Source organism: Paracholeplasma manati (assembly GCF_025742995.1).
In the GTDB taxonomy this organism is placed as follows: Bacteria; Bacillota_I; Bacilli_A; order Acholeplasmatales; family UBA5453; genus Paracholeplasma; species Paracholeplasma manati.
In genome coordinates, this window is record NZ_JAOVQM010000001.1 from 161,122 (window position 1) to 184,228 (window position 23,107).

Consider the following 23,107-nt stretch of genomic DNA (forward strand, 5'->3'; position numbering starts at 1 on the left):
GATTACTTGATTAAATGCTGGATGACTTGGTCACGTAAAAACATGTTACCAGCCATGTTGAGGTGAATGCGATCACCAGAGATTGTAAATATTGAAACTTTTTCCAATAAATCGTCAAATGCTTTTTGTAAATCGATATACATTAAACCTAATTGGGCTGTGATGTCTTTTAAGACAACGTTATAAGCATCCACTTTTTCTCTCAGTGCATTTGAACGGTTCGGTTCTAAGTAGAATGGGGACATGACAATCACATGAATGTTTTCGGCTTGAAGACGTTTGATGATTTCAAGGACATTTTGCTTATAAACTTCTGTGGTTAATTTATAATCTGGGATTTGTGGGCAGTCTAATTGACGCCACGCGTCATTGACACCAATCATTAAAACAACGTGGTTAGGTTTATATGAAATCACATCTTTGTCTAAACGATTGAGCAAATCGGTGGTTCTATTTCCACTGATGCCTTGGTTGATGATTCTTAAATTCAATTCAGGATGGTATAACAAGAAATACGAGTTGACCATGTTCACATAGCCACTCCCTAAAACATCCCATACATATGAGCCTTCAACGCCACTTTTGTTGGAATCGGTGATGGAATCTCCTAAGAATACAACCGATTCATTTGGTTTAAATAACATAATGATCTCTCCTTAATTAGCGACAAACATCTATATATTACCGCAATCAAAAATGAAAAACAACCATCTTTAATCGCTGGTTGTTGTCCTTTTTTTGCATGCATAATCTCTATGTATAGATATACATAAGTTACTTTTGATGTTTCGATTCGTATTTTTCTTTGAGTGCTTGATACGTCTTTGGTGATACCTCAGGGTTGCCTTTTGAATAACAAGGCAACACCTGTTCTTTATCAACTTTCAAGTCTGTACAAGCATGATCGTGTCTGACCAGATCTCTTTCCGATTTCAAACGTAGATTAGGTATATTTATGGGTTGGTTGTGGTTTAAAATCGAACGATACGCATACAACCCTGGTAAAAACATATCAAGCGCTTGATAAATATCGATGGTATCTGCTGGTCGTCCTAGAATCTTTTCGGCGAAATGATACATGGTGTAAAAATCACTACCGCCATGACCAAACGCTTTGGCTTTCTCATGATGGATGGTTTTTGGTTCATAGGTTTGAATATCGTTACTAAAGACCCCTTCTTCTGGGTCAACAGACACATAGATACGTTCTACATCGTTCAATAACGCATCCTCACGTGCACTTTCGAGTCTGCCTTTGGATCCGTAAATCGAAAACCAAATTGAATTTTTTCCAAGGTCCCCATGAATTGATTTGATTACTGCGCCATTTTCAAGTGTAATCATTTCAATACCGGCCATACCACCCAACTTGCCCATGCGTTCGGCACGTGTACCATAAGGTAATTCAAATCCAACCACACTGACTGGTTTTAGACCAGTGATGTGTAATAAAGGTCCAATCGAATGTGTACAATAAAATGTCGCGTACATGTGGTTTCGCCAATGGGTAGGATCACCATAAGTAATATCTGCCCAAATGGGTTCACAGTTATGGATATATTCGCCTTCTCCATATTCAAATGTCCCTAATACACCCTTTTCATACAAACGTTTCATTTCAGTAACCACCGGCATGTAACAATAGTTTTCGGCGTAAGCGTAGACCAATTGTGTACGTTCAATGGTTTCAATCAATTCAACCGCCTCTGCTAAAGTTTGAACTGGCAATACTTCAGATAAAACATTTAAACCTTTATTTAAAGCTTTGATTGCGAAAGGGGCATGTTCTGTGGCGTAATTGGCTAATATAACCGCGTCCATCGGATGGTTTAAAAAAGCATCGAATGATGTATAATAGGTGATATTGGGGTTATCTAGTTCTTTCTTTAATGCATTCAATCCAGGTTCATAAAAGTCACAGACCGCGACCAGCTCAGCGTTGTCCGCTGCTCTAGAGTATTCAATCATGGATTTGCCACGACCAATCCCCAGTACACCTATTCTCACTTTATTCATAAAAAATCACTCGCTTTCTTCCACGATTATAGCACTAATTTGTATCGTGTAAATAGAAAGTTTTCAGAAAGGAAACCCAACTATGTGGTCTAAAAATTATCAAAAAGCCGTCACTTTTAGCTTCGATGATGGCGTATCTCAAGACATTCGATTTATCGAAATACTCAATCGTTATGGTTTAAAAGCCACCTTCAACATCAATACAGGGCTGGGTGAACCTCAATATAATTTTGAATTGGATGGTGTGGTTATTTCTCATCTGGATTTAGAAACCATGTCAAAACTCTATGATGGTCATGAGGTTGCAGTCCATAGTTTCACGCATCCCGATTTAACCCAATGTACAAAAAAAGAAGTGTTTGAGCAATTGGAAAAAGATATTCAAATCATTGAAAGTATATTTAAGATAAAACCGATTGGTATGGCTTATCCCTATGGTACCTATAATGATTTAGTGGTTTCTGTCATCGATGAACTCGGTTTGAAATACGCGAGAACTATTGAGGATAATTACGATACATCTTTTCAAAAAGATTTGTTAAGATTTAAACCCACCGCGCATTTTAATGATCCAAAAATCCATGAATTGATTGATGACTTTTTAGCATCTAAGCCAAATCAGCCACAGGTTTTATACATTTGGGGACACAGTTATGAATGTGATACCCATGATTTATGGGCACACTTAGAATCCATCTGTGCGAAATTAGCCCATCATCCAAATGTGTTTTATGGTACGAATCGTGATGTTCTATTGGAGTAGTTTTGATTATTTTACAGACAAATATATGAAAAAAGTGTGATGAAAAATCACACTTTTTTGTTCAATCAATTGATTATTTTGCTTGATAGTATAGGACTACTTCGATGATTACGCCATAAACCAAACCTGCCATGAATCCCATGATATCGAGGAATTCGGTTGCACTAAAGAATGCGAACGAGACAATCGCACCAAGCAATAAACCTCTCAAAAGGCCGATAAGAAGGGATTTTGGCTTAGGGAATAAACCAATCACCAATCCAATCAGTACTCGGTTGTACCAAAAAGAAAACAAATAGGCTGTTGATAATTGATTAGGCATTCTAAGCTGAGCACCTACAATACAAACAACCCCAAGTATTGCACCAAGAATTAATCCATAAAGCAAACGTTTATTCATTTGAATCCTCCTTGTTTATTAGGTATAACTAGTCAATAAAATCGATGATTTGAGCGATGATGATATCCTGTTGTGTTTTGATATCGATGGTTGCTTCACCATCACCAGATTGTGGACCATACCACCCAAATTGACCGTGATTACCACCGGCAATTTCATACATTACTACATTATCTGGTAACAAAGATGCACTTTGATTCACATCATTGATGTCTAAAACGGTATCAAACTCCCCGGTTAGGATGAGCACATTTTTATTAGAAACATCCGAAATTGGATAGCTGGCGAGAAAAATAATATCACTCACACGGTCATCATTATGGCTGAACATACTCGCAACCGTCCCACCTAAAGAATGTCCGATAACCACATTTTCAATCCCATCTTTTAAGAATCTCGCACCATAGTTTGGCGTAATGATTGCGAGGTTGAATACGGTTTTAACAATCGTAACATCATAGCCCGATAACGCCAATTTAACCGCTAAGTATTGATAGCTTTCAGGTTTGACTTTTCCACCTGGAACGATCACAATATTCTTCTTTGGTTGATCCACATAATAACTGATTTGATCCAAATCATCGATGACTTCAATACCATCTAAATTCAATGTGTTGATTTCTTCTGTCATCGCTTCAAGCGGTCCGTAAGAATCCCTGGTATAAATAAATAAGCCTAGTACCAATAGCACTACAAGTGATAATAGAACAATCGTCGTAATCTTAAATATTTTCATAAACAATTTCATAGTAATACCATTCCTTCTTATCAAAAATCTATATGCATACCCAATGATATTACTTCTATTATAATACATCTCAGATGGGTTGACTGATTCTTTACAAAATGAAAGCCTAAAGAGAAAATAAAAAACCCCATTTATATTCGAAATGGGGTCTTGTCATTAGGTTGTTTTGTTTGAACTAACTAAAATCTTTTGAACAAAGGTTTCAACCAAATCGGGATCAAATTGAGAGCCGGAACATCTGAGTAGCTCTTGAATTGTTTCCTCTTTGGTGAGTGCTTTTCGATAAGGTCGATCAGAAGTCATGGCATCATAAGCGTCAATGATTGAAATGATGCGTGCTCTGAGTGGGATGTCTTTGCCAGAGATACCAAATGGATAACCTTTACCATCAAAACGTTCGTGGTGGGCTAAAATATCGTCTGCAATCACTGCATATTCATCGGAAGTCGAGATGATACGTGCCCCAATTTCAGGGTGTTTTTTGATGATTTCCCATTCTTCATTGGTGAGCTTGCCCTTTTTATTCAAAATGGCTTCATCAATCGCAATCTTTCCAATATCGTGTAAGTGACTGATGGCTTTTAGTTTATTGATATCATCATCACTTAACCCTAAAACTTTGCCAAACTCTTCACACAAAGCCGATACACGGTGTGAATGCTCTTCTTCTCTTGGATTTTTTTCATGATACACTTTAATGATGGATTTGATCGATTGATTTCTAAAGGATTGAGATGCGAAAATCTTATTTGAATACATTGCATTCTCTGAAATCATGAATAGCTTCTGAATATCATCCTCTGGATTTGTCTTTTCAGCAATTCCATAAGATATCGATAATTGAGTGCCATTGATTTCATAATCGTTGACCCCTTTGACGACTTGTCTTGAAAGCGAGTCTGCTGCTTCTTTAGATGTATTCTTTAAAGCAACTGCGAACTGATCTCCGCCAACTCTCGCAATAATAGAATCTTCACTAAACACAGTTTTTAATAACTCAGCTACGTGCTGGATGAATTGGTTACCATACTCATACCCAAAGGCTTCGTTGATGATAATCAAACCGTTGATATCAAAGTTTATGACCGAAACAGGCATGAGTGCTTGTTGATCGAGTTCTAATAGATTCTCATTAAAATGAATGCGATTGGATAATCCAGTTAATTGATCATGATTTCTCAGATACTCTTGTTGAATTTCGATATTTCGTTGTTTTGTAACATCCTCGACCATAACAGCAAAATACCCTTTATCAGGAGAATAAGCCGATACCCTATAATACTTTTTAAGTTCACTCGAGTAATTTTCATACATGATTGGTTTCCCATAAAGTGCAACTTTACCATATGTATCAATCCAATACGATTCCGTATTTGGTAGTATTTCTTTGACGGTTTTGCCAATAATATCCTTCCCAATTAATCCAGTTAATGTTTCATAGGCTGGATTAATCGTAATAAACTCATAATCGATTGGTTTTCCTGTTTCATCACAAATAATCTTATGTAATGCAAGACCCAGTTGCATCTGTGTGGTTAATAATCGATATTGTTTCTCATTTTTTGATAGCATATCATGTGAGTTTTTTAAATCGGTAATATCGATAAAGTTGATCAATACTTCAGTAACATTACCTTGGGTATCTATAATTAGAGTCCCATTGACTTTGACCCATACAATCGGTTTGTCTGTACCTTGAACTACCCCTAAAACCTTGTCTTTAAACGGTACTTTTGTCCTTAAAAGTTGACTGACAGGATAATCTTCAATGGGTAATTTAGATTCGTCTTCATTGACAAACATCCAATCTGGATCAATCGCTAACTTCCCCATCATGGCATCTTTACTTAGTCCTAACAACTCAGTAGCCCGTTCATTACAACCAATGACCTGACTATCGGGACCATGAATGACGATACCAGCATCGATATTATGGACGATTTCTCTAAAACGATGCTCACTCTCGTTTAGTGATTTTGTTAATCGAGCCAATTCTTCATTTTTTTCTATCAAGTGTTTATTTTCTTTAATGGATTGTTCCAGTTGACTAAATTGCTCAACTTTTTCTTGATAGTTTTCTTTCAGTTCATTACTGATTTTTTGTATGATTCTATCGTGCAAAAATTGAGATCTGTTTTGTCTTTCGAAATTGTACGCGCCGATGATACCAATGATATTAGCCCCAATGTAAAATAACATACCAAACAAAAAGGTTTCTGAGTAATTGTTTTGGACAATCCAATAGCCTATAAAATGAAACGCCAATATCGCCAAACCCGCAAATGTAGCGTAAGCAAATCGCAATCTAATCAATAAGAAACCTGCAAAGTAAACCATGAACAGTCCGCCGTAATAAACCACATTTTCGGGGTACAAAATCACCATGTAAGCAATGCCCGCGCCACCTGTAAAAAAACTAAAAGCGACAAAATATTGGTGATATTTCGCAAGTTTTCGATTTGAAGATAATATCATTGTTAAAATCAGTATCGGTATGACAATGGCGAATCTTATCGTAAATAATATAGCCAAGTCATCTGGATAATAGAAAAGATCTGCTAATGCAAAAAAGGCGTATAAAAAAATGAATACGCCATATATTTTTGTGATGTAGCGTGAATTTAATGCAGTTTCATGATTTAAAAAAGCCTGTTCATCTTGATTGCTAAATAACTGTTTAACTTTCATTGCATTACCTCTTTTGTAGACATGCATTGCTGATCATAAAATTCAATTCAACATATTGTAATTAGCGCTTATTAAAAATCTGTAAACTTTTTGGTTGCATACAATCATTATATCTATTTAAAGACTATTTTGTTTCAAAATAATTTCAAATCAGCGCTATTTTTTAAAAATTTTCGATGATTCCCAATATAAAATCAAAGTTTTGCTTGCTAAGTATGATATTCTCATATGAATATATAAATAAAACAACCTATCTTTTATTGAAATAGATTGTTCAGTTATTATTTTTAATTAAATAGTGGTGTCGTTATTTTTGTAAGGTACTTCAGCTGAAACTGAATCAGTGGACCAATGATTAGTGCCAGTAAAAAACTGCCAAAATTAACTGCTCCAAAACCAATATTACTGATGAATCCAAATAGGGTTGCTAAAACGATGGCGAATAGTTCAATGTACATACGTGATAAAAAGAAACTCTTAATGTGTAAAACTTTCATGAGAATCAATGTCAACTCATCAAAGACCATGGCAGGGTATTTGGTGACTAAAATTGAAGAGAGCCCTAAGGCCAATACAAATACACCTACACCGAACAAAATCGCTCTAATCCAGAGGTCTTCAGGGTGAAAATTGCTAAGTACAATGATGTCCCAAAAATCAATCGCTAATGCAATCCCAAACATCGGTATGAATACAAACAAAAATTTGAGTTTTTTGTAGTACCACATCACATAAGACAACACGATGAGATAGATCATAAAGCTTACTGTACCTAAAGTTACATCGATATTGAAGTTATTCTTGAAAAGTGCTCTCAGGTTGAAAATAACCGTATCCCATGCACCAGCACCTAGTGCGCTTCTTAGTAAAACATTGACCCCTAAACCTGTCATGATGATACCCAAAAAATAAACCAATCCACGAATCACGTGATTGGTTGTAATGTTCAATTTCATAAAGCCTCCTGCTTATTTTGTTTCAAATGTCACGATTAAATCCATCTTCGCAACCTTTGAGATGGTTTCATGAATTGAACAGTATTGAGCACCAAGTTCAGCTGCTCGTTTAAGTTTGTTTTGATCTGACCCATTGTATACGACCATCTTGATTTCAACATGGTCTAATGTTGCGGGTGTTTCGTCTCTTTTGTTGCCTGAAACTTCAATGTCAACATCGGTAAATGATACCCTCATCTTTTCCACCACACTCAAAAATGTCGCGTAAAAACAGGACGCTAAAGCACCGAATAAGAGATGATAAGGCTTCATGCCGTTGTCTTGGCTACCTAATTTAATAGACCCTGTGGGTGAGGTTAATTCACCAACATATTTAGAATCAAATTTTAATTGTACTGTGTCTGCTTTCATGATAATTACTCCATTCTTTGAGGATCATCCATCCAACATAATTATAACTCATTGATCAAACGATCCAATAATGATATGGAAAAATTAATTCCAAATTCTTATAGTAAATGAGTCAATTCTCCCCCTGGTAAACAAATGATTTCTTGGTTAATTGACCAGTTTTCATATGTCGTTGAAGAAACCATTAATTGAATCAATGTATGATTAACCAGTAGTATATTTAAATCGTGAATTTCATTGATGTATAATTTTTCAATTTTGGATCCAGTCACCAAACTTCTTATTTGCTCTAAGTTGTTAAAATTTTCTTTAGATAAACACAACTGATTTCTTTGAAATATCCGCCATTGACTATCTAATTGGATATATTTTTTCTCATTAGATGCTAAAAGTATCGTTAGTACATAGTTCTCATTTACGTCAACTATTATAGAATGATGAAATTGTGTTAGGAATTTTTCAATTATATCCTTCATATTTAAATAAACTCAGTCATCAAATATTAACCCGAGTTAGTCCCTTTCACTAGTTATTGTAATATTCATTTTAATCCATTTATTGAACAACAACGATGGATGATCACATTCGTATATGCCTTTTATATCATTGTTATCATTTGAATCCTAGAAAGAATCAGATAAATGGATTTTCTGTGAAATCTTCACTGGTTTCATGATTCTTTTCGTGCATGATTACCATTTTACAGGTTCGACAATAGTGTGCTTCTGCCTTGAGTGGCAAAGATAATGTGTAGTCAGACAATACGATACTATCTTTCGGTTTAATATCGATTAATAATGGCACTCTCTCCGGTTCTGGTGCCCAATATAAGCGCCCTCTATAAACAGGTAAAAATCCGAGTTTCATTGGTTGATTGCATTTAGGACAATTCATACAAAACCTCCGTAATTATCTATCAATAGTATATCGTTTCTTTAAATTATTTCTTCAAATGCCCTTTAATGATGTCTCTGACTTCACCATACTTGGATTCATCAATATAGTCTTCAAGATCTTTCATGATGCTATCAACAACATCTAAATTATATATTGAAACATTGGTTAAACCGAGAAAATTAATGATGTTATAGCGATCTCTATCGTTCAGGATGGGGTTAATAACCATTGTTTTGGCTTTGGTAATGACATCTTTCAACGGTTCGGTAGATATGATATAGTCGACCTTATCTTTCAAACTGATAACATCGTGCATTCTAAAAGCGTCGATGATAACAACGTCTTTGGTAAAACTCTCTACCTCGCGTCTCAGGTTTCTCGCCAACGCTTTACCGCTTAAGGATACCAATAGAATCCTTGGGTGTGCTATCATTTGTTGTTCTTTTTCTATCAATGCACCAAAATGAATGGCGATATATGCAATTTCATCTTCACTAATGATAAAATCAATGATTTTTTCCAGTTTTTTACAAATGATTTTGGTGATTCGATACACTTGAGTAAATTCATTCATGATTTGACTCTTGAGTTCATTTCGATAATTGATACCGTATTTGAATCTGAATAAGGCAGGTTTCATATGGAAATACAAATTGGTGTTGAGTTCTTCTTTATTCTTAAAGTTTATCAACGTTAAATTGTAGAACTCGTTGATCATAAAATTAACCAATTCACCAATATATTTATCTTCTTTGGTTGTAGGTGCATTCCCACTATACTGTACCCTTAAAGCGAGTAGGTGTAGAACCAAGTACAAATATTCATCTGGATTGATGAAGCCATCAAACACCTCTGATACAATTTTATATTCATTTGTAGCTAAAAAGGCTGCTTTATCCTCTGGTTCAAAGTGAACCTGAGGTGGTTTATGTTTGATGATCACCGCGAGCAATACAGCTAATTGGTGTAAAGTGCTTCTTACATAAATGACGTTCAATCGTTCTTCAATTTCCGTGAACAATTCTGTCATTTTATTGACATCAGATATATCGTAATAATCCATCGATTTGATATCCATCAAGTAACTGTAGTCTGAACAAATCATGAGGATTAAGCTACGTTTTTGAATTTCACTACCTTGAATTTCATACCCTCGCTCTATATTAAACTCTAACACCAAATTGAACTGGGATACAATGGCACGAATTTCTCTCAAATCTTTGATGATCGTACTACGACTGACGGTATAATCATCCATCAATGTCGATATATTGGTATATTTTTTGGACAATAAAATGTCTAATACTTGAAGATTATTACGTTCTTGGCTTGTGCAAATATAATCGTTATTAATCGCTGAATTGCTTTTTTTGACATACGCTACGACTTTGTCATGGATCAATAAACCCACGCCTCTTTTATTGATAATTGCGGGTAAATCCAACCGGGATAAGTAATCATTAATACGTTCTAATGAATAATAAATACTTCTTTGTGACATCCCAAGTCTTTCTTGTATGTCTGTAATGGTAAAAATGGTATCTGAATCCACCAGTTGTTTCAATATGTAATTATCTTTATAATCTAACATGTATGAACCTCACAAATCTAGAATGAGCACATTTAAATTTGCACTGTAATTGTTATAACGAGCGTATCTAAACGCTCGATTTTATCGTTATATCAGCTAACTTCATTATAACATTTATACTTGATTATTTCGACAATATCTCGGTATTATGTGTCCTAAAATTTCCATTGTGATTACTTTCTCAAACTGATATAAAACAAAAGATAGAAACACGTAATTTCTATCCTTTATATGACTTTAAGGTCGACAATTAATTTTCAGATGTCAATATTAATTGACCCTTACAAATGAGTTTTTGAGTCTTTCTTGAGAATATTAAGATGTTTTCTGTGTCAAAGTCAAAATTGATTTTTGACCCGATTTCAAATGTAACATCACCAAATACGACGCCTGTCAAAAGGTAGTTTCCTACGTTAACCCTGACTGTAGTTTCCATACCCGTTGGCATGGAGCTGTAGATTTCACCGCTAAAAGCACCTTTATCATTGATGTTTAAAAATTCAGGTCTAACACCGATGACAAAATCTTGCTCATTGAGTTGGTTGTCTTCTTTTATACTGCCATATTCTTCAGTAATTTTCGCAATCGGGTATTGGAAGGCTCGGTCTTTATTGGCTTTTTCGACTTTATAAACCTTCTTCATATTTTCACTGACTTCACTCAAGGATTGTTTGTACCATTGTTCGTAGTTTTTAAAGTTTTTTGGTATAAATTGCACGGTGTGGTCGTCCCAAATGGTTAGGTTGAACACATCTTTTTGATAAACACCATGGGCATTGATCAAATTGATGGATGGTGTACCAATGAAATCAGAGACAAACAAATTGGTTGGTTTTTCATAAATGCTTAGTGGCTTTTCATATTGTTGAAGTAGCCCATTTTCTAATAAGCAAATTTTGGTTGATAACGTCATCGCTTCAAGTTGATCGTGTGTGACATAAATGAAGGTTGAGTTGGTTTCAATATGAAGTCTTTGAAGTTCTGTTCTCATTTCAAGACGTAATTTCGCATCCAAGTTCGATAGTGGTTCATCCATAAATAGCACTTGTGGCTTTGGTGCCAATGTTCTCGCAATCGCGACACGTTGTTGTTGACCCCCAGAGAGTTCGTTCGGATAACGATCCATGAACATTCCAATTTTAACAATACGGGATACTTCGCGAACTCGTAAGTCGATTTCTTCTTTGTCGAGTTTTCGATTTTTAACGATGATTTTACCATCTTTTATCAAACGATAATCCTCAGTGATGGATATGAACTTGGCTTTATACTCATCAATTCGTTTATTATTCGCGCTTAATAGATTCGTGATGATTTCTTTACTATCGAGTTTTTTATTTTGATAATAGTCCATCAATGTGGTTGCTGTATATTGAGAGATTTGGTATTTATCAATCAGTTTGAGTTTAGCTGTATTGACGATGAGTTTACCATCAGCGTCTTCACAATCTTTCAATACATTTGTAAATTCTTGCATACGATTTAGAATCTCGATCATGCGATTGTTGTTCATGATGACAAAATCATATACTGGCATTTCTTCTTTAATGTTCTTTAATCCGAAAGAGATGTTTTCATAAACGGTCATATTCGGCCATAAAGCATAATTTTGGAATAAGAAACCAACTTTTCGCTTATTTGCGGGAATATTGATACCTTTTTCACTATCAAAGACCGTCACACCACCGATTTGAATACTACCTTCGGTCGGTGTTTCTAGTCCTGCAATCATACGTAATGTGGTCGTTTTTCCACAGCCTGAAGGGCCTAGCAAGGTAATAAATGAGTTGTCTTCAATGACGAGATTTAGATTATCTACTGCGTAAAATCCATTCCATCTTTTTGTTAAATTCTTCAAAATAATCTCAGGCATGTTATTTTCCTCCTACACCCTTATCTAAACTTGCGCCAGTTAACTTATTAACCACAAAGTTTAGTATTAAGATAAATACGATAATAATCAAGTTAATACCACTCGAAAATGCATAGAGTCCCATCTCATCATAGTAACTTAATAAGGTGGTACTTAGGCGTGTTTGATTCACGAGTAACATGAAGAGTGTTAATTCTCTGACACTCGTGATAAATGGTAGTAAGAAACCACTCAATATCGCTGCTTTTTGAATTGGTATGATGATTCTTGTCATGCGTTTTCGCCATGGTATACCTAAAATCATGGCTGATTCTTCAATTTCAGAACTGATTTGCATCATTGAGTTTAGTGAACTTCTTGAAGCGAATGGAATGTATTTGAATGTACCTGCGATGATGACAAGCAGGTAAGTATCATAAATACCAAGTGCGGATCCGAATGTAAAGAAGGCAATACCTACAGCGAGTGCTGGTAATAGATACGGTAAGAATGCCATATTATTCACATATAAAGCGAATTTACTCTTTCGATTTCTACTCACAGAATATCCGATGAGCAACCCAATTGAACCTGCGAATAGCGCTGCTAAAGAGGAGACGATTACAGTACCTTTGAAACCATTCCAAATGGTGTCGTTGTAAAGGATACCCATTTGTCCATAAAGTCCAGCTTCTTCCATACTATTGTGAAGCCACCACTTTGTAGTTAATGATTCAAATGATCCTTGTGTGATAAAACTATAATCCCCAGGGTTTGGTAAGAAGGTTTCTAATGCGAAAGACAAGATTGGATAAATCGATGTGAAGAATGTCATGACAATCAAGACTCCTGGGATGGCATACTTCAAAATACGACCAACATTGATTTGACTGATTTGTCCACTCTTACCTGTGACTGTTGTGTAACTCTTCCTACTCTTTGTATTTCGGTGGTTAACAATGAGAATGAGTACGCCAAATATCATCATGAGAACCCCAAGGATACTATTTTGACCAGCTCTTCTAACACCTAATGAAACGTATCGAGTAGCTAAAGTTTCAAGATTCAAATAATGTGGTACTGGGTAACTACCCATCGCACTTGCGAATACCAACAATACGGTGGATAGTATCGCTGGATATACCATTGGGAGTGTGATTTTAAAAAACATTTTAGCTTTAGGTGTATCCATAATCACTGCTGCTTCTTCTAGATTGGAGTCCATATTTCTAAAGATACTACCAATCAAAATATACGCAAATGGTGCATAGTGAATGGCTAAGATGATGATGGAAGGAAATAACCCATCAACCCACCATGCAGGCATATTGATATTGAAGAAGGTTGAGAAAATCCCATTAGAGCCGCCAGTTACAGCATTACTCTTAAATAGATTTTGCCAGATAACAGCCAGTGTCCATTGTGGCATGATGTATGGGAATATGAATATCGCGCTTAAATATTTTTTAAAAGCAATATTGGTTCTTGTTACAAGATAAGCGAAAGTTCCCCCGAACACAATCGCACCAATACTAGAGAAAATGGCTAAGAAAATACTGTTAAGCATTGGTGTATAAAGATTGGATCTTGATACAGCACCAAAGAACAAGTCTTTCCAGTTTACCAATGTGTAACCACTACTTCTACCTGTAATAAATTGAGCATAACTGCCCGGTTTAATCAGAAATGTATCGTTCAAAAGTGTCATCATGGGGACAATTGTGACGAAAGATAATAAGATACCAAATATCAACAAAATGACATGATCTGGTTTTTGAAAAAAGGTTCTAATGTAATTCCATGTCACCTTGATATCGTGTTTTTTTACTTTTTCATTCATACAATTGCCTCCATGAATTAACCACTAATGTTTTGTTATTTTAATAATTATAGACTAAGAATCCATTCACCTACTGTGAATGCTACGGATGATGCATAAATTGGGTCTTCGATGATTAATCTACCACCATAAACACCTGTACTTACCCACCAGTCATACCCTCTGTCGTTCTTAGCAGGGAATGTGTCTACGCCATCAACGAAACCATCTTGTGTATGGTCTAGTCTTAAGCTTGGGTTTGCACTATAACCACCCATATCTTTACCCCATGGATGGAAACCAGCTTCAACGGTAACCATGTACGCGATGAATGCGGCTGCAGTCCAAGGTAGTGGGCTTGAATCTGGGATTTGTAAGAAGTGCTTATAACCGAAGCCACCAAAACCTTGATACCCCGGTACATAGGCAGCAACTGTGACGTTGTTAACAGATGAAGTTTCTGTTTCTGAAATCGAACGAAGTTTAGAATAAACTAAGAGTGCAGTTTCATCTACAGCTGATGTTGTTACTAATTCTGACATGATTGGACCATCATCTGTCATGACATTGATTTGTTTTGTCCAAAGTTTGATCCAAGCAAGTGCATATTTACCATTAGGACCTAATCCAAGTTCAGTCGCTTTAGACGCTAATGAGTCAACGATTGGTTGAAAATAAGCTTTTTCAGTTGCATCTAATGCATCAAATGCTTGTTTAACGATTGCTGCGTATTCATCTTTTGTTAACATCAATAAGAAGTTAAAACCAACAGGTTCAGATTCAAGACCCATGAATAATGGGGCTTCACCTTGTTTAACAAAGTCCCAAACGTTATTGAATTCTTTGGTTCCTAAGTTGTTGTACATGAATACTTTGTTCAATGTTTGTAATGTCAATGGAGTGCCATCCTGTTCGACATCAACACCTGCAGATTCTCTAAATTCAAGTGGAATAAAATTGCGTAGTATGCCAGTTTCGATCATTTTACTTTGAATTTGGCTACCATCTTGAATCAATGTCATTGAGAATATTGGGTTAGGACTTTCTGAATCACTGGTTAACATTTGGAAGATTGAGTTTTCCTTAGGTTGTTGCCAGTTGATAACACCTGTGTAATCAGGGTATTTTTCTTTCATCGCTAAAACGAATGCTTCACCAGCTGTTTTACCGCGACTTGAATTACCAATACCTTCAAGTGTTTTACCGTTCGATTCTTCATATGCTTTAGCCATCAATTCATCCAAAGTCATACTCTCTGCTTCAGCAATAATCTTTTCTACTTCACTTTTGGTGTTTGACTTACAACCAAACAATGAGAATACAAAAACAATTGCCAATACTGTGACGAATAGTTTTTTCATTTTTTTTCTCCTTTTTCCTATTTTTTTTAGTGTATCAATCTTGAGTCAATACACTTGTCATTTACAGTTTAACAAACAAAAACACCCAATGGAAGCGTATTCATTTGCATAATCTTTCTCTAAACTTATCACAATTTTGCACGAAAAACGACAGGGTTTTCCATATTTCCGTATATTAATGCGCATATGCGGTGTATTATTTTGCAAAAACAGAAGTGTTCTCCCCTTAAATGTAAATAATATTTCGTAAAAGTCGTTCTATTTCACCATTTTTTTCGCAAAATGACATTATTTTGGATTAATTACTAGTCATTCTGAAAAATCGTCTATTCCATTCTTTTTAAGCTATCGATATTCTAACAATTCTCTTTTCAAGCGAATGATAGAATACATCTTGTGTGTCCACCTGTATTTATGATATAAAAAACCCTTCTCAATGGTGAGAAGAGCATTTCATATCAATATTGGTGAGCTTTAGGCGTTCACGAAATTTTACCTTATGAATCCACAAAGAACAGCATAAGGTTTTAATTTTCATCGGATGTTATAATTGCTAATGTCTTAATATAAACAATGTTTTTGAAACCTTCCCTCACATATCTTGTTTATTATTAATGTATAAATTATTGTCTACTGACTTAGACTGTTTTGGGTTCTTTAAAAAGAGAGTGAGTCAACTCTCCACCAGGCAAACAGATGATATCTTGGTTGATAACCCAATTTTCATATTTCATTGAGTCAGCAATAATTTGAAGTACCACACCTTGTTCAAGTTCTATCGTTAGGTCACTAAATCTACTTATTGTTATTCTTTTTACTTTCAATCCGTTTATATGCTTCTTCAAATCTTGAATCTCATTTAGTGATGATTTAGTCAAGACCATTTTGTGATTAACCAATAATCTCCAATTCGTATCTAGGAGAATATATTTAATTTCTTCGTTCTTGAGGTTGAATGCAATGTTCATATATTCGTTTATGTCAATTATTACTGCACACTTAAACTTGCTTAAATATTGTCTGATTAATTTGTCCATTAAGTTACCGCCTCCACTAAATAAATCATCTTTTGAGTTGTTTTTGACTAGATGTAACGATTGCTAATTGTTGTAATTATATCACGTTTTGCAACGATAAAAAATGTAGAACTTATATCAACATTAGTTGACTTATTTTACTAAAAATTCAAAACTTACTATAGACCTTTAGGAGTTGGGTTAGTATTTGATTATGCGCAAATAAGTTTTAATGGGGTTTCTCAATGCGACAAAACTCTGCCAAATTTCAAATTTACACTTATATTTGTATGATATTTTGTTTGATATTTATACATGAACATCTAGTAAAAAAAGCCCCTCCCACGATTGAGAAGTGCGTTTCATTTCAATATTGGTGACTCGTACTGGTTCACGATTTTTCCAGAGTTTATAATCTCTACTTTGTTAAACTGTCAAATTTACTTATAAATGTCTCTTCGATGTCCTGCATCAACAACCAATATGATTAATCGATCATCGAAAATATGTGCAAGTAGTCTATAGTCTCCAACTCTATATCTCCAGATACCTTTCTTGTCGGCAACCAACCCTTTTCCGTGAACTCTTGGATTATCACAGCCTTCTAGATTTTTAGATATCCATGCAAAAATCATCGTTGCGATTTGTTTATCCATTCTTTTAAAGCTCTTTAGTGCATTTTCGCTGAACTCAACTCGATACATTATTCAATACCAAGGATAGACTTAGCTTCTTCAATCGTGTAGGTTCTAGAGTCTTGTTCATAAGTATTAAATGCCTTTTCATACAAAAAAATATCAAACTCGTCTTCGATTTTTTCTAAGATTGCTTTTCGCATCACTTCTGAAACCGTTGAACCATTAAGTTCAGCATATTTTTTTATAAGTTCTAACTCTTTATCGTTCATTCTAATCGATATAGACATATCATCATCTCCTTTGTAATACATTGTACTACGGATTAATAAAATGCGCAATACAATGTATTACACTAAGATAACTTAATGCAACTTTGTGTGCCTTATACTCTGATGATTGATGTATGGATTCTACAACACACTATGTCACAAAAAATCTGTAGCATCAACCAATATAATTGGGTACTTAGAATATATACAAGACACTATTGAATCATCACGTATAGTAACACTTTAACCTTATCATACGGACATCATAAAAAGATTCAAGAACTCATAATAATCCGCCATTTTCCGCCGTGGTGGGGGTTCGACTCTTAATAGAAAACAAGCGCTACATCCAGTAAAAATCGGACTGTAGCGCTTTTAATATAGATTTATGAGATATTTAACGTATACAAAACCATGCATAAAAATCAATAAAAAAACCCTTCCCACGGGTGAGAAGAGCGTTTCATAATAATTTTGGTGACCCGTAGAGGTTCACGTTTTTTTCAGTGTTTGCAAGACTAGACTGGCATGAATATCTTTACTTTGCGTATTGTTTTGGCAACCCTTTACGGTTTTTTAATTCATAAATCTCATTCTATTTGTCACTGTCTTCTTTAACGGTTTCACAACAAGCCTGGGGTAGTTAACTGAATTTGAGATCAAAACTGCAAGTATAGCCAAATTCCACAACCTATGACAATTGCTATACCGATAAATCTCATGAGGTGTTCAAAACTCCTTCTACTTTCATCATCAACACCGTGCCTAACTGCCCAAATAATATAAACAGTTTCTTGTGGCCAAATGATATTCACAAGCCCAATTATTAAGACAATAACAAAAGTTACATAATCCCAAAACATATTTTCTCCTCCTAAGGTACAACTATGTTGTTAATCTCGCATTATTTATAACAATTATATCACAATTAGTTATTGCTGCAAGAAGTGTTAAAACTTATATCAGCATAAGTTGTCTTTTTTTCATAAAATTAAAAACTTGTTATAGACCTTTAAGAATTGGGTGAAATTTTGTTTATTCGCACATAAGTTTTAAGGGATTTTGTCAATTTGAGCAAATTCTGTCGGATTCTGAATTATAACCAAAAACTGCCTGATATGTAGTTTGAAAACTATACATGAGTATCTAGAAAAAAAGCCCTTCCCACGGGTGAGAAGAGCATTTTAATTAATGATTGGTGACCCGTACGGGATTCGAACCCGTGAATGCATGCGTGAAAGGCATGTGAGTTAACCGTTTCTCCAACGGGCCAAGCATAAAACATAATAAAAGCGCACAGTGGCGGAGCAGGAGGGATTTGAACCCTCGCACGAGTTTTGGCCCGTCTACACCCTTAGCAGGGGCGCCTCTTCAGCCTCTTGAGTACTACTCCAGAATGCGCTATTATATGATAACCTATTTTACGCGTAGTGTCAACCAAAAACATGAAACTTTTTTATCTTTGATAAGCCCCTGTAAAAATAAAAAAAGCACTGGAGAGGTGTGCTTTTCTTATATTGTTTATTTATCGAGGTTCAATCATAGAGAGAGAGACTTTGCCTCGTTTTTCATCTACACTTAATACCCATACTTTGATAATGTCTCCAACGGCGACCACATCTTTTGGATGTTTGACAAAGCCTTTGGAAAGTTTCGAAATATGGACTAAACCATCTTCTTTTAAACCGCAATCTACGAATGCACCGAAATCAACTACGTTTCTGACGGTACCTTCTAACATCATACCTGGTTTTAAGTCTTCGAGATGGAGAATATCGTTTCTTAAAACTGGTGCGTCAAACTGGTCTCTTGGGTCTCTTTGAGGGGCAATAAATGCATCTAATATGTCGTTTAAGGTGTATTTATCCACAGAGAGTTCTTGTTGTAAGGCTGCTCTGTTGATTTGATCGATGACTTTCTTCAATTCAGGTTTACCAAATTGGTCTGGTGTAATCTGATATTTTTTCATGATCTGTTTGGCAGTGGCGTAAGATTCTGGGTGAATCGCTGTCATATCAAGCGCTTCATCGCCACCGACGATGCGTAAGAACCCCACCGATTGTTCAAACGCTTTGTCCCCTAGACGAGGGACTTTTTTAATGTCTTCGCGTGATTTAAACGCGCCATGCTGATCACGGTGCTTCACGATATTTTCGGAGACCGTTTTATTTAATCCAGATACATAGGTAAGTAAGGATTTTGAAGCCGTGTTGACGTTGACGCCAACTTGGTTTACAGCGTTACTTACAATAAAATCTAGGGATTCAGATAATTTCTTTTGTGATACGTCGTGTTGATATTGACCAACACCAATTGACTTCGGATCAATTTTAACAAGTTCTGATAGTGGGTCTTGAAGACGTCTCGCAATGGATGCTGCTGAACGTTCTTCAACCGAATATTCAGGGAATTCTTCTCTCGCCAACTCTGAGGCAGAGTAAACCGAAGCGCCTGCTTCTGACACAATGACATACTTTGTCGTTAAGTCATACTTCTTAAGGAGCTCTGCAATAAAGGCTTCAGTTTCGCGGGAGGCTGTTCCATTCCCAATGGCGATGATATCGACATTGTGTTTCGCAATGAATTGTCTGATGATTTTTTCAGATAAAGTGACACGATCTTCGATGTGTTCTTCACCTTTATACTTTTCATGTGGGTAGATGACACCTTTTTGTAAGACAGTACCTTGTTCGTTTACAACACAAAGTTTGCAACCGGTACGGTATGCCGGGTCAACACCTAGAACAACTTTATTCTTCATCGGTCTTTGTAATAAGAGGTTTCTTAAGTTCATAGCGAAGACTTCGATGGCTTGATCTTCTGCTTTAGAAGTCAAATCGGCACGAATCTCACGCTCTAAACTTGGATAGATTAAACGCTTTAATGCGTCTTCAATCGCTGACTCTACTACAGGTACAACCGGTGAACTCGGATTGGTTAAAATTTTTGAACCGAGATATTTTAACATCGCAGGGGTGTTGCTGTCAATAGAAACAGAAATAATTTTTTCATCTTCTGCGCGGTTCATGGCTAAGATTCTGTGAGGGGCTACTTTAGATACTTTTTCAACATGGTCATAATACATTTCATAGACGTGTTTTTCATCGAGTTGCTCGCCGTTTTTCTTCACCTTAGAGGTGATTAAACCATCGACTTCCATCTCAACACGGAGTGCTTTACGGTAATCTGCATTATCGCTCACTTGTTCAGCAATGATGTACTTCGCACCAGTGATCGCGTCTTCAGCGGATTTGACTTGTTCATTGATGAACTTGTTTGCTTCAGCTTCTAAGTTGATTTGATTTGGAAAAGTTAAAATCAATTTTGCGAGTGGTTCTAACCCCATCGCGATGGCTTCGGTCGCCTTGGTTTTTTTCTTTTCCTTATAAGGTCTATATAAATCTTCAACTTCAACCAACTTGGTCGATTTCAAGATGTTATTGCGTAATTCATCGGTCATCATGCCTTTTTCTTCAATCAAGCGGATGACGTCTTCTTTTCTCTTTAATAGGTTAACCCCGTATTCCCAAGATTTGTGAATCTCGTTGATTTGTTCTTCATCGAGACCACCAGTGACTTCTTTACGATATCTCGCAATGAATGGGATGGTGTTACCTTCATCGAGTAAACTTAAAACAGCTTCGATTTGTTTGTCTTTAATACTGAGGGTATTCGCGATTTCTTTGACTAATAATTGATCCATATATGTTCCACCTTTTTTTCGGACAAAAAGGGCATAATCGCCCTTTTAATTTCTAATTGAGTTCAGTGTTGATAAAATCGATGTAGGACTTGTAATCATGGCATTTTCAGTTGCTAAAGCATCACCTTGGATATGAATCAAGGCTGGTCTGCTCGGTAATAATAGACCTGAAATATAGCTTGATAAGCTTGCATTATCGGTATCGTTGTAATTCATGACAAAGAATGAATAGTTTTGACTACCAGCCGCTTCTGCTGCTGCAATCACTGCACTTTCTAAGTCTTCACAAACGGTACATTCTTCGAAGTTACCATTATAAATATAGACATAAACATCGTATTTTACGTCTTCTAATGCATCTTCTTCATTATCATTTAACAACCATTTGTATTCATCTAAAACGATGTGTTCAAGGGTTTCAAAACGATCATAGTTTGGTTTTTTATCTTTAAATACATACGTATCCACTAACCAGTAAGTCAATGCACCAATCCCAATCAATAAAATACCTAGGACGGTATAAAGCATCACTTTGTTAGAAGTTTGGCTTGGTTGAACTGCTTTTTTGTTATTTTGTTTTTTAACAGGTTGTTTAGTATTCGTAACGCGCGGCATGTTAATCTCTCCTCATTCCTATGATATTATACAAAAAATATAGTCTTCTTACAAGTTGAATAGAGAATATGGTAATTATTCTTTTATTTCAAGTAAGACAATCGCTACAGCGTAGAGATCGGTGTGTGAAATGCTTAATTCAGTCTTGTAAAGCTGACCCTTAGGGAATGATTCAATATAAGGCGCTCCATCTTCATCATTCAAAATAGTGATGTCGGCGAAATTCATCGTTTTATCGCCTTTTTTCAAGGCTTTAAATAACGCTTCTTTCGCTGCGAAACGACCGGCTAAAAAAGTAAATCGCCGAGACTCATTTTGAATATCTTCAAAAAATTGACGTTCTTTTTTAGAGAGAATCCGTTCGATAAATGCAGTACTGTACAACGCTCTAATACGGTTGATTTCGACCAAATCAATACCTGTGGTCATCATTTTTTACCCTCCCGAATGAAATCTGCCAAAGCTTTTATTTTTAATAGGCGATGGTTCATCCCAGATTTAGAAATGGTTTGACCGGTTTCTTCTTGGTACTTTTCTATGAGTTCATTCAAAGACGCTTCAGGGTATGCTTCACGCAAACGGATGGTGTCTTTTAGTTTCGCATCGATGGTACCGAACGCTTTATTGGCTTTAATCAATTCTATATCTTCTAATTGCTCATTCGCTGCTTCAATGGTTTTCTTTTCATTGGCGATTTCAATGTTGATCAAACGGTTGATGGAATTGTTGAAATCGCGTTTGATGCGTTCATCTTCAAACTTAAATACCGCTTCTACAGCACCAATCGCGCTCAAAAATGCACTGATCGCTTCAGATTCCTTTAGATAGACAATTAAGCCTTGTCGACGTTTGGTGATTTTTGCATTCAAATCAAAGTGATTCATTAATCTTTGAATGAAGATAGCGTCGGTTTTATCCATCACAAATAATTCTAAGTGATAGGTGGGTTTAATGGGGTCATTGACTGAACCAGAAGCGAGAAACGCTCCACGCAGATAAGCTCTTTTTTCTTCATCGGTTTCAGTTAAAAACTCATACTCTAGTGTGTTTTGATCCACCATCGAATGTTCATCCATGATTTTGTTTACATGGGATTTAACCAATACCAAATAACCGCTCTTCTTTTTTAATCTCATCTCTTTTTTGGAGATAATTTCTGTTTTCGCATCATACATGTTTTTGATGAGCACGAAAAACCTTCTCGCAATCGAAGGGTTATTCGTATGAAACTCTAGATGGACGCCTTCACTGGTTAAATGAATATCGGTGTTTAAATGTAACAACGCCGATAATTCTGCTAGTTGTTCTTTCGCATCTGTTCTAATTTTGACAATCTCATCTTTAACTGTTCTCGCAAATGACAT

Annotated in this window: 21 protein-coding genes and 2 tRNA genes; 1 reads left to right on the forward strand and 22 read right to left on the reverse strand. The window is 35.8% G+C overall.

What is annotated here, in order from left to right; translation table 11 throughout:
* Positions 1 to 2: 2 nt before the first annotated feature.
* Positions 3 to 644 carry an SGNH/GDSL hydrolase family protein gene (locus N7548_RS00680; protein ID WP_263607454.1) on the reverse strand — a complete coding sequence of 214 codons (642 nt, stop codon included), beginning with the start codon at positions 642 to 644 and terminating at the stop codon, positions 3 to 5.
* A gap of 130 nt (positions 645 to 774) precedes the next feature.
* Positions 775 to 2,016 carry a Gfo/Idh/MocA family protein gene (locus N7548_RS00685; protein WP_263607455.1) on the reverse strand — a complete coding sequence of 414 codons (1,242 nt, stop codon included), beginning with the start codon at positions 2,014 to 2,016 and terminating at the stop codon, positions 775 to 777.
* An 82-nt stretch (positions 2,017 to 2,098) separates the two neighbouring features.
* Here N7548_RS00685 and N7548_RS00690 point away from each other — a divergent pair, with 82 nt between their 5' ends.
* Positions 2,099 to 2,779, forward strand: a complete 681-nt coding sequence (locus N7548_RS00690) for a polysaccharide deacetylase family protein (RefSeq protein ID WP_263607456.1) — start codon at positions 2,099 to 2,101, stop codon at positions 2,777 to 2,779.
* Between the two features lie 73 nt (positions 2,780 to 2,852).
* Here N7548_RS00690 and N7548_RS00695 read toward each other — a convergent pair whose 3' ends face one another.
* The 20 genes from N7548_RS00695 to whiA all read right to left on the reverse strand — a co-directional run bounded on the left by N7548_RS00695 (position 2,853) and on the right by whiA (position 23,107).
* Positions 2,853 to 3,179, reverse strand: coding sequence for a hypothetical protein (locus N7548_RS00695; RefSeq protein WP_263607457.1), 327 nt, complete (start codon positions 3,177 to 3,179; stop codon positions 2,853 to 2,855).
* Between the two features lie 28 nt (positions 3,180 to 3,207).
* Positions 3,208 to 3,915, reverse strand: a complete 708-nt coding sequence (locus N7548_RS00700) for an alpha/beta hydrolase (RefSeq protein WP_263607458.1) — start codon at positions 3,913 to 3,915, stop codon at positions 3,208 to 3,210.
* A 168-nt stretch (positions 3,916 to 4,083) separates the two neighbouring features.
* Positions 4,084 to 6,615, reverse strand: a complete 2,532-nt coding sequence (locus N7548_RS00705) for an HD domain-containing phosphohydrolase (protein WP_263607459.1) — start codon at positions 6,613 to 6,615, stop codon at positions 4,084 to 4,086.
* Positions 6,616 to 6,902: 287 nt separating this feature from the next.
* Positions 6,903 to 7,571, reverse strand: a complete 669-nt coding sequence (locus N7548_RS00710) for a YczE/YyaS/YitT family protein (RefSeq protein ID WP_263607460.1) — start codon at positions 7,569 to 7,571, stop codon at positions 6,903 to 6,905.
* Between the two features lie 12 nt (positions 7,572 to 7,583).
* Positions 7,584 to 7,982, reverse strand: a complete 399-nt coding sequence (locus tag N7548_RS00715; RefSeq protein WP_263607461.1) for an OsmC family protein — start codon at positions 7,980 to 7,982, stop codon at positions 7,584 to 7,586.
* Positions 7,983 to 8,615: 633 nt separating this feature from the next.
* Positions 8,616 to 8,876, reverse strand: coding sequence for a PF20097 family protein (locus N7548_RS00720; RefSeq protein WP_263607462.1), 261 nt, complete (start codon positions 8,874 to 8,876; stop codon positions 8,616 to 8,618).
* A gap of 46 nt (positions 8,877 to 8,922) precedes the next feature.
* On the reverse strand, positions 8,923 to 10,470 hold the full coding sequence (locus N7548_RS00725) for a BglG family transcription antiterminator (protein WP_263607463.1): 1,548 nt from the start codon (positions 10,468 to 10,470) through the stop codon (positions 8,923 to 8,925).
* 250 nt (positions 10,471 to 10,720) lie between these two features.
* Positions 10,721 to 12,343 carry an ATP-binding cassette domain-containing protein gene (locus N7548_RS00730; protein WP_263607464.1) on the reverse strand — a complete coding sequence of 541 codons (1,623 nt, stop codon included), beginning with the start codon at positions 12,341 to 12,343 and terminating at the stop codon, positions 10,721 to 10,723.
* A gap of 1 nt (position 12,344) precedes the next feature.
* The gene (locus N7548_RS00735) at positions 12,345 to 14,162 is read right to left on the reverse strand and encodes an ABC transporter permease (RefSeq protein ID WP_263607465.1); all 1,818 of its coding nucleotides are present in this window, start codon (positions 14,160 to 14,162) and stop codon (positions 12,345 to 12,347) included.
* 47 nt (positions 14,163 to 14,209) lie between these two features.
* A complete protein-coding gene (locus tag N7548_RS00740; RefSeq protein WP_263607466.1) occupies positions 14,210 to 15,502 on the reverse strand; it encodes a hypothetical protein in 1,293 nt (430 codons plus the stop codon).
* A gap of 638 nt (positions 15,503 to 16,140) precedes the next feature.
* Positions 16,141 to 16,539, reverse strand: coding sequence for a hypothetical protein (locus N7548_RS00745; RefSeq protein WP_263607467.1), 399 nt, complete (start codon positions 16,537 to 16,539; stop codon positions 16,141 to 16,143).
* 419 nt (positions 16,540 to 16,958) lie between these two features.
* Positions 16,959 to 17,222: a type II toxin-antitoxin system RelE family toxin gene (locus N7548_RS00750; protein WP_263607468.1), complete on the reverse strand. Its 264-nt coding sequence runs from the start codon at positions 17,220 to 17,222 to the stop codon at positions 16,959 to 16,961.
* On the reverse strand, positions 17,222 to 17,443 hold the full coding sequence (gene relB / locus N7548_RS00755; protein WP_263607469.1) for a type II toxin-antitoxin system RelB family antitoxin: 222 nt from the start codon (positions 17,441 to 17,443) through the stop codon (positions 17,222 to 17,224). The genes N7548_RS00750 and relB overlap by 1 nt, the downstream gene beginning before the upstream one ends.
* Positions 17,444 to 18,084: 641 nt before the next feature.
* Complete coding sequence (locus tag N7548_RS00760) at positions 18,085 to 18,288, reverse strand: hypothetical protein (protein WP_263607470.1); 204 nt, start codon at positions 18,286 to 18,288, stop codon at positions 18,085 to 18,087.
* 333 nt (positions 18,289 to 18,621) lie between these two features.
* Positions 18,622 to 18,697, reverse strand: a tRNA-Glu gene (locus N7548_RS00765).
* Between the two features lie 28 nt (positions 18,698 to 18,725).
* Positions 18,726 to 18,818, reverse strand: a tRNA-Ser gene (locus N7548_RS00770).
* A gap of 132 nt (positions 18,819 to 18,950) precedes the next feature.
* Positions 18,951 to 21,128 (reverse strand): Tex family protein, encoded by a 2,178-nt coding sequence (locus N7548_RS00775; RefSeq protein ID WP_263607471.1) that lies wholly within the window; start codon positions 21,126 to 21,128, stop codon positions 18,951 to 18,953.
* Between the two features lie 45 nt (positions 21,129 to 21,173).
* The gene (locus N7548_RS00780; RefSeq protein ID WP_263607472.1) at positions 21,174 to 21,743 is read right to left on the reverse strand and encodes a hypothetical protein; all 570 of its coding nucleotides are present in this window, start codon (positions 21,741 to 21,743) and stop codon (positions 21,174 to 21,176) included.
* A 75-nt stretch (positions 21,744 to 21,818) separates the two neighbouring features.
* The gene (acpS, locus tag N7548_RS00785) at positions 21,819 to 22,175 is read right to left on the reverse strand and encodes a holo-ACP synthase (RefSeq protein WP_263607473.1); all 357 of its coding nucleotides are present in this window, start codon (positions 22,173 to 22,175) and stop codon (positions 21,819 to 21,821) included.
* Positions 22,172 to 23,107: a DNA-binding protein WhiA gene (gene whiA / locus N7548_RS00790; protein ID WP_263607474.1), complete on the reverse strand. Its 936-nt coding sequence runs from the start codon at positions 23,105 to 23,107 to the stop codon at positions 22,172 to 22,174. The genes acpS and whiA overlap by 4 nt, the downstream gene beginning before the upstream one ends.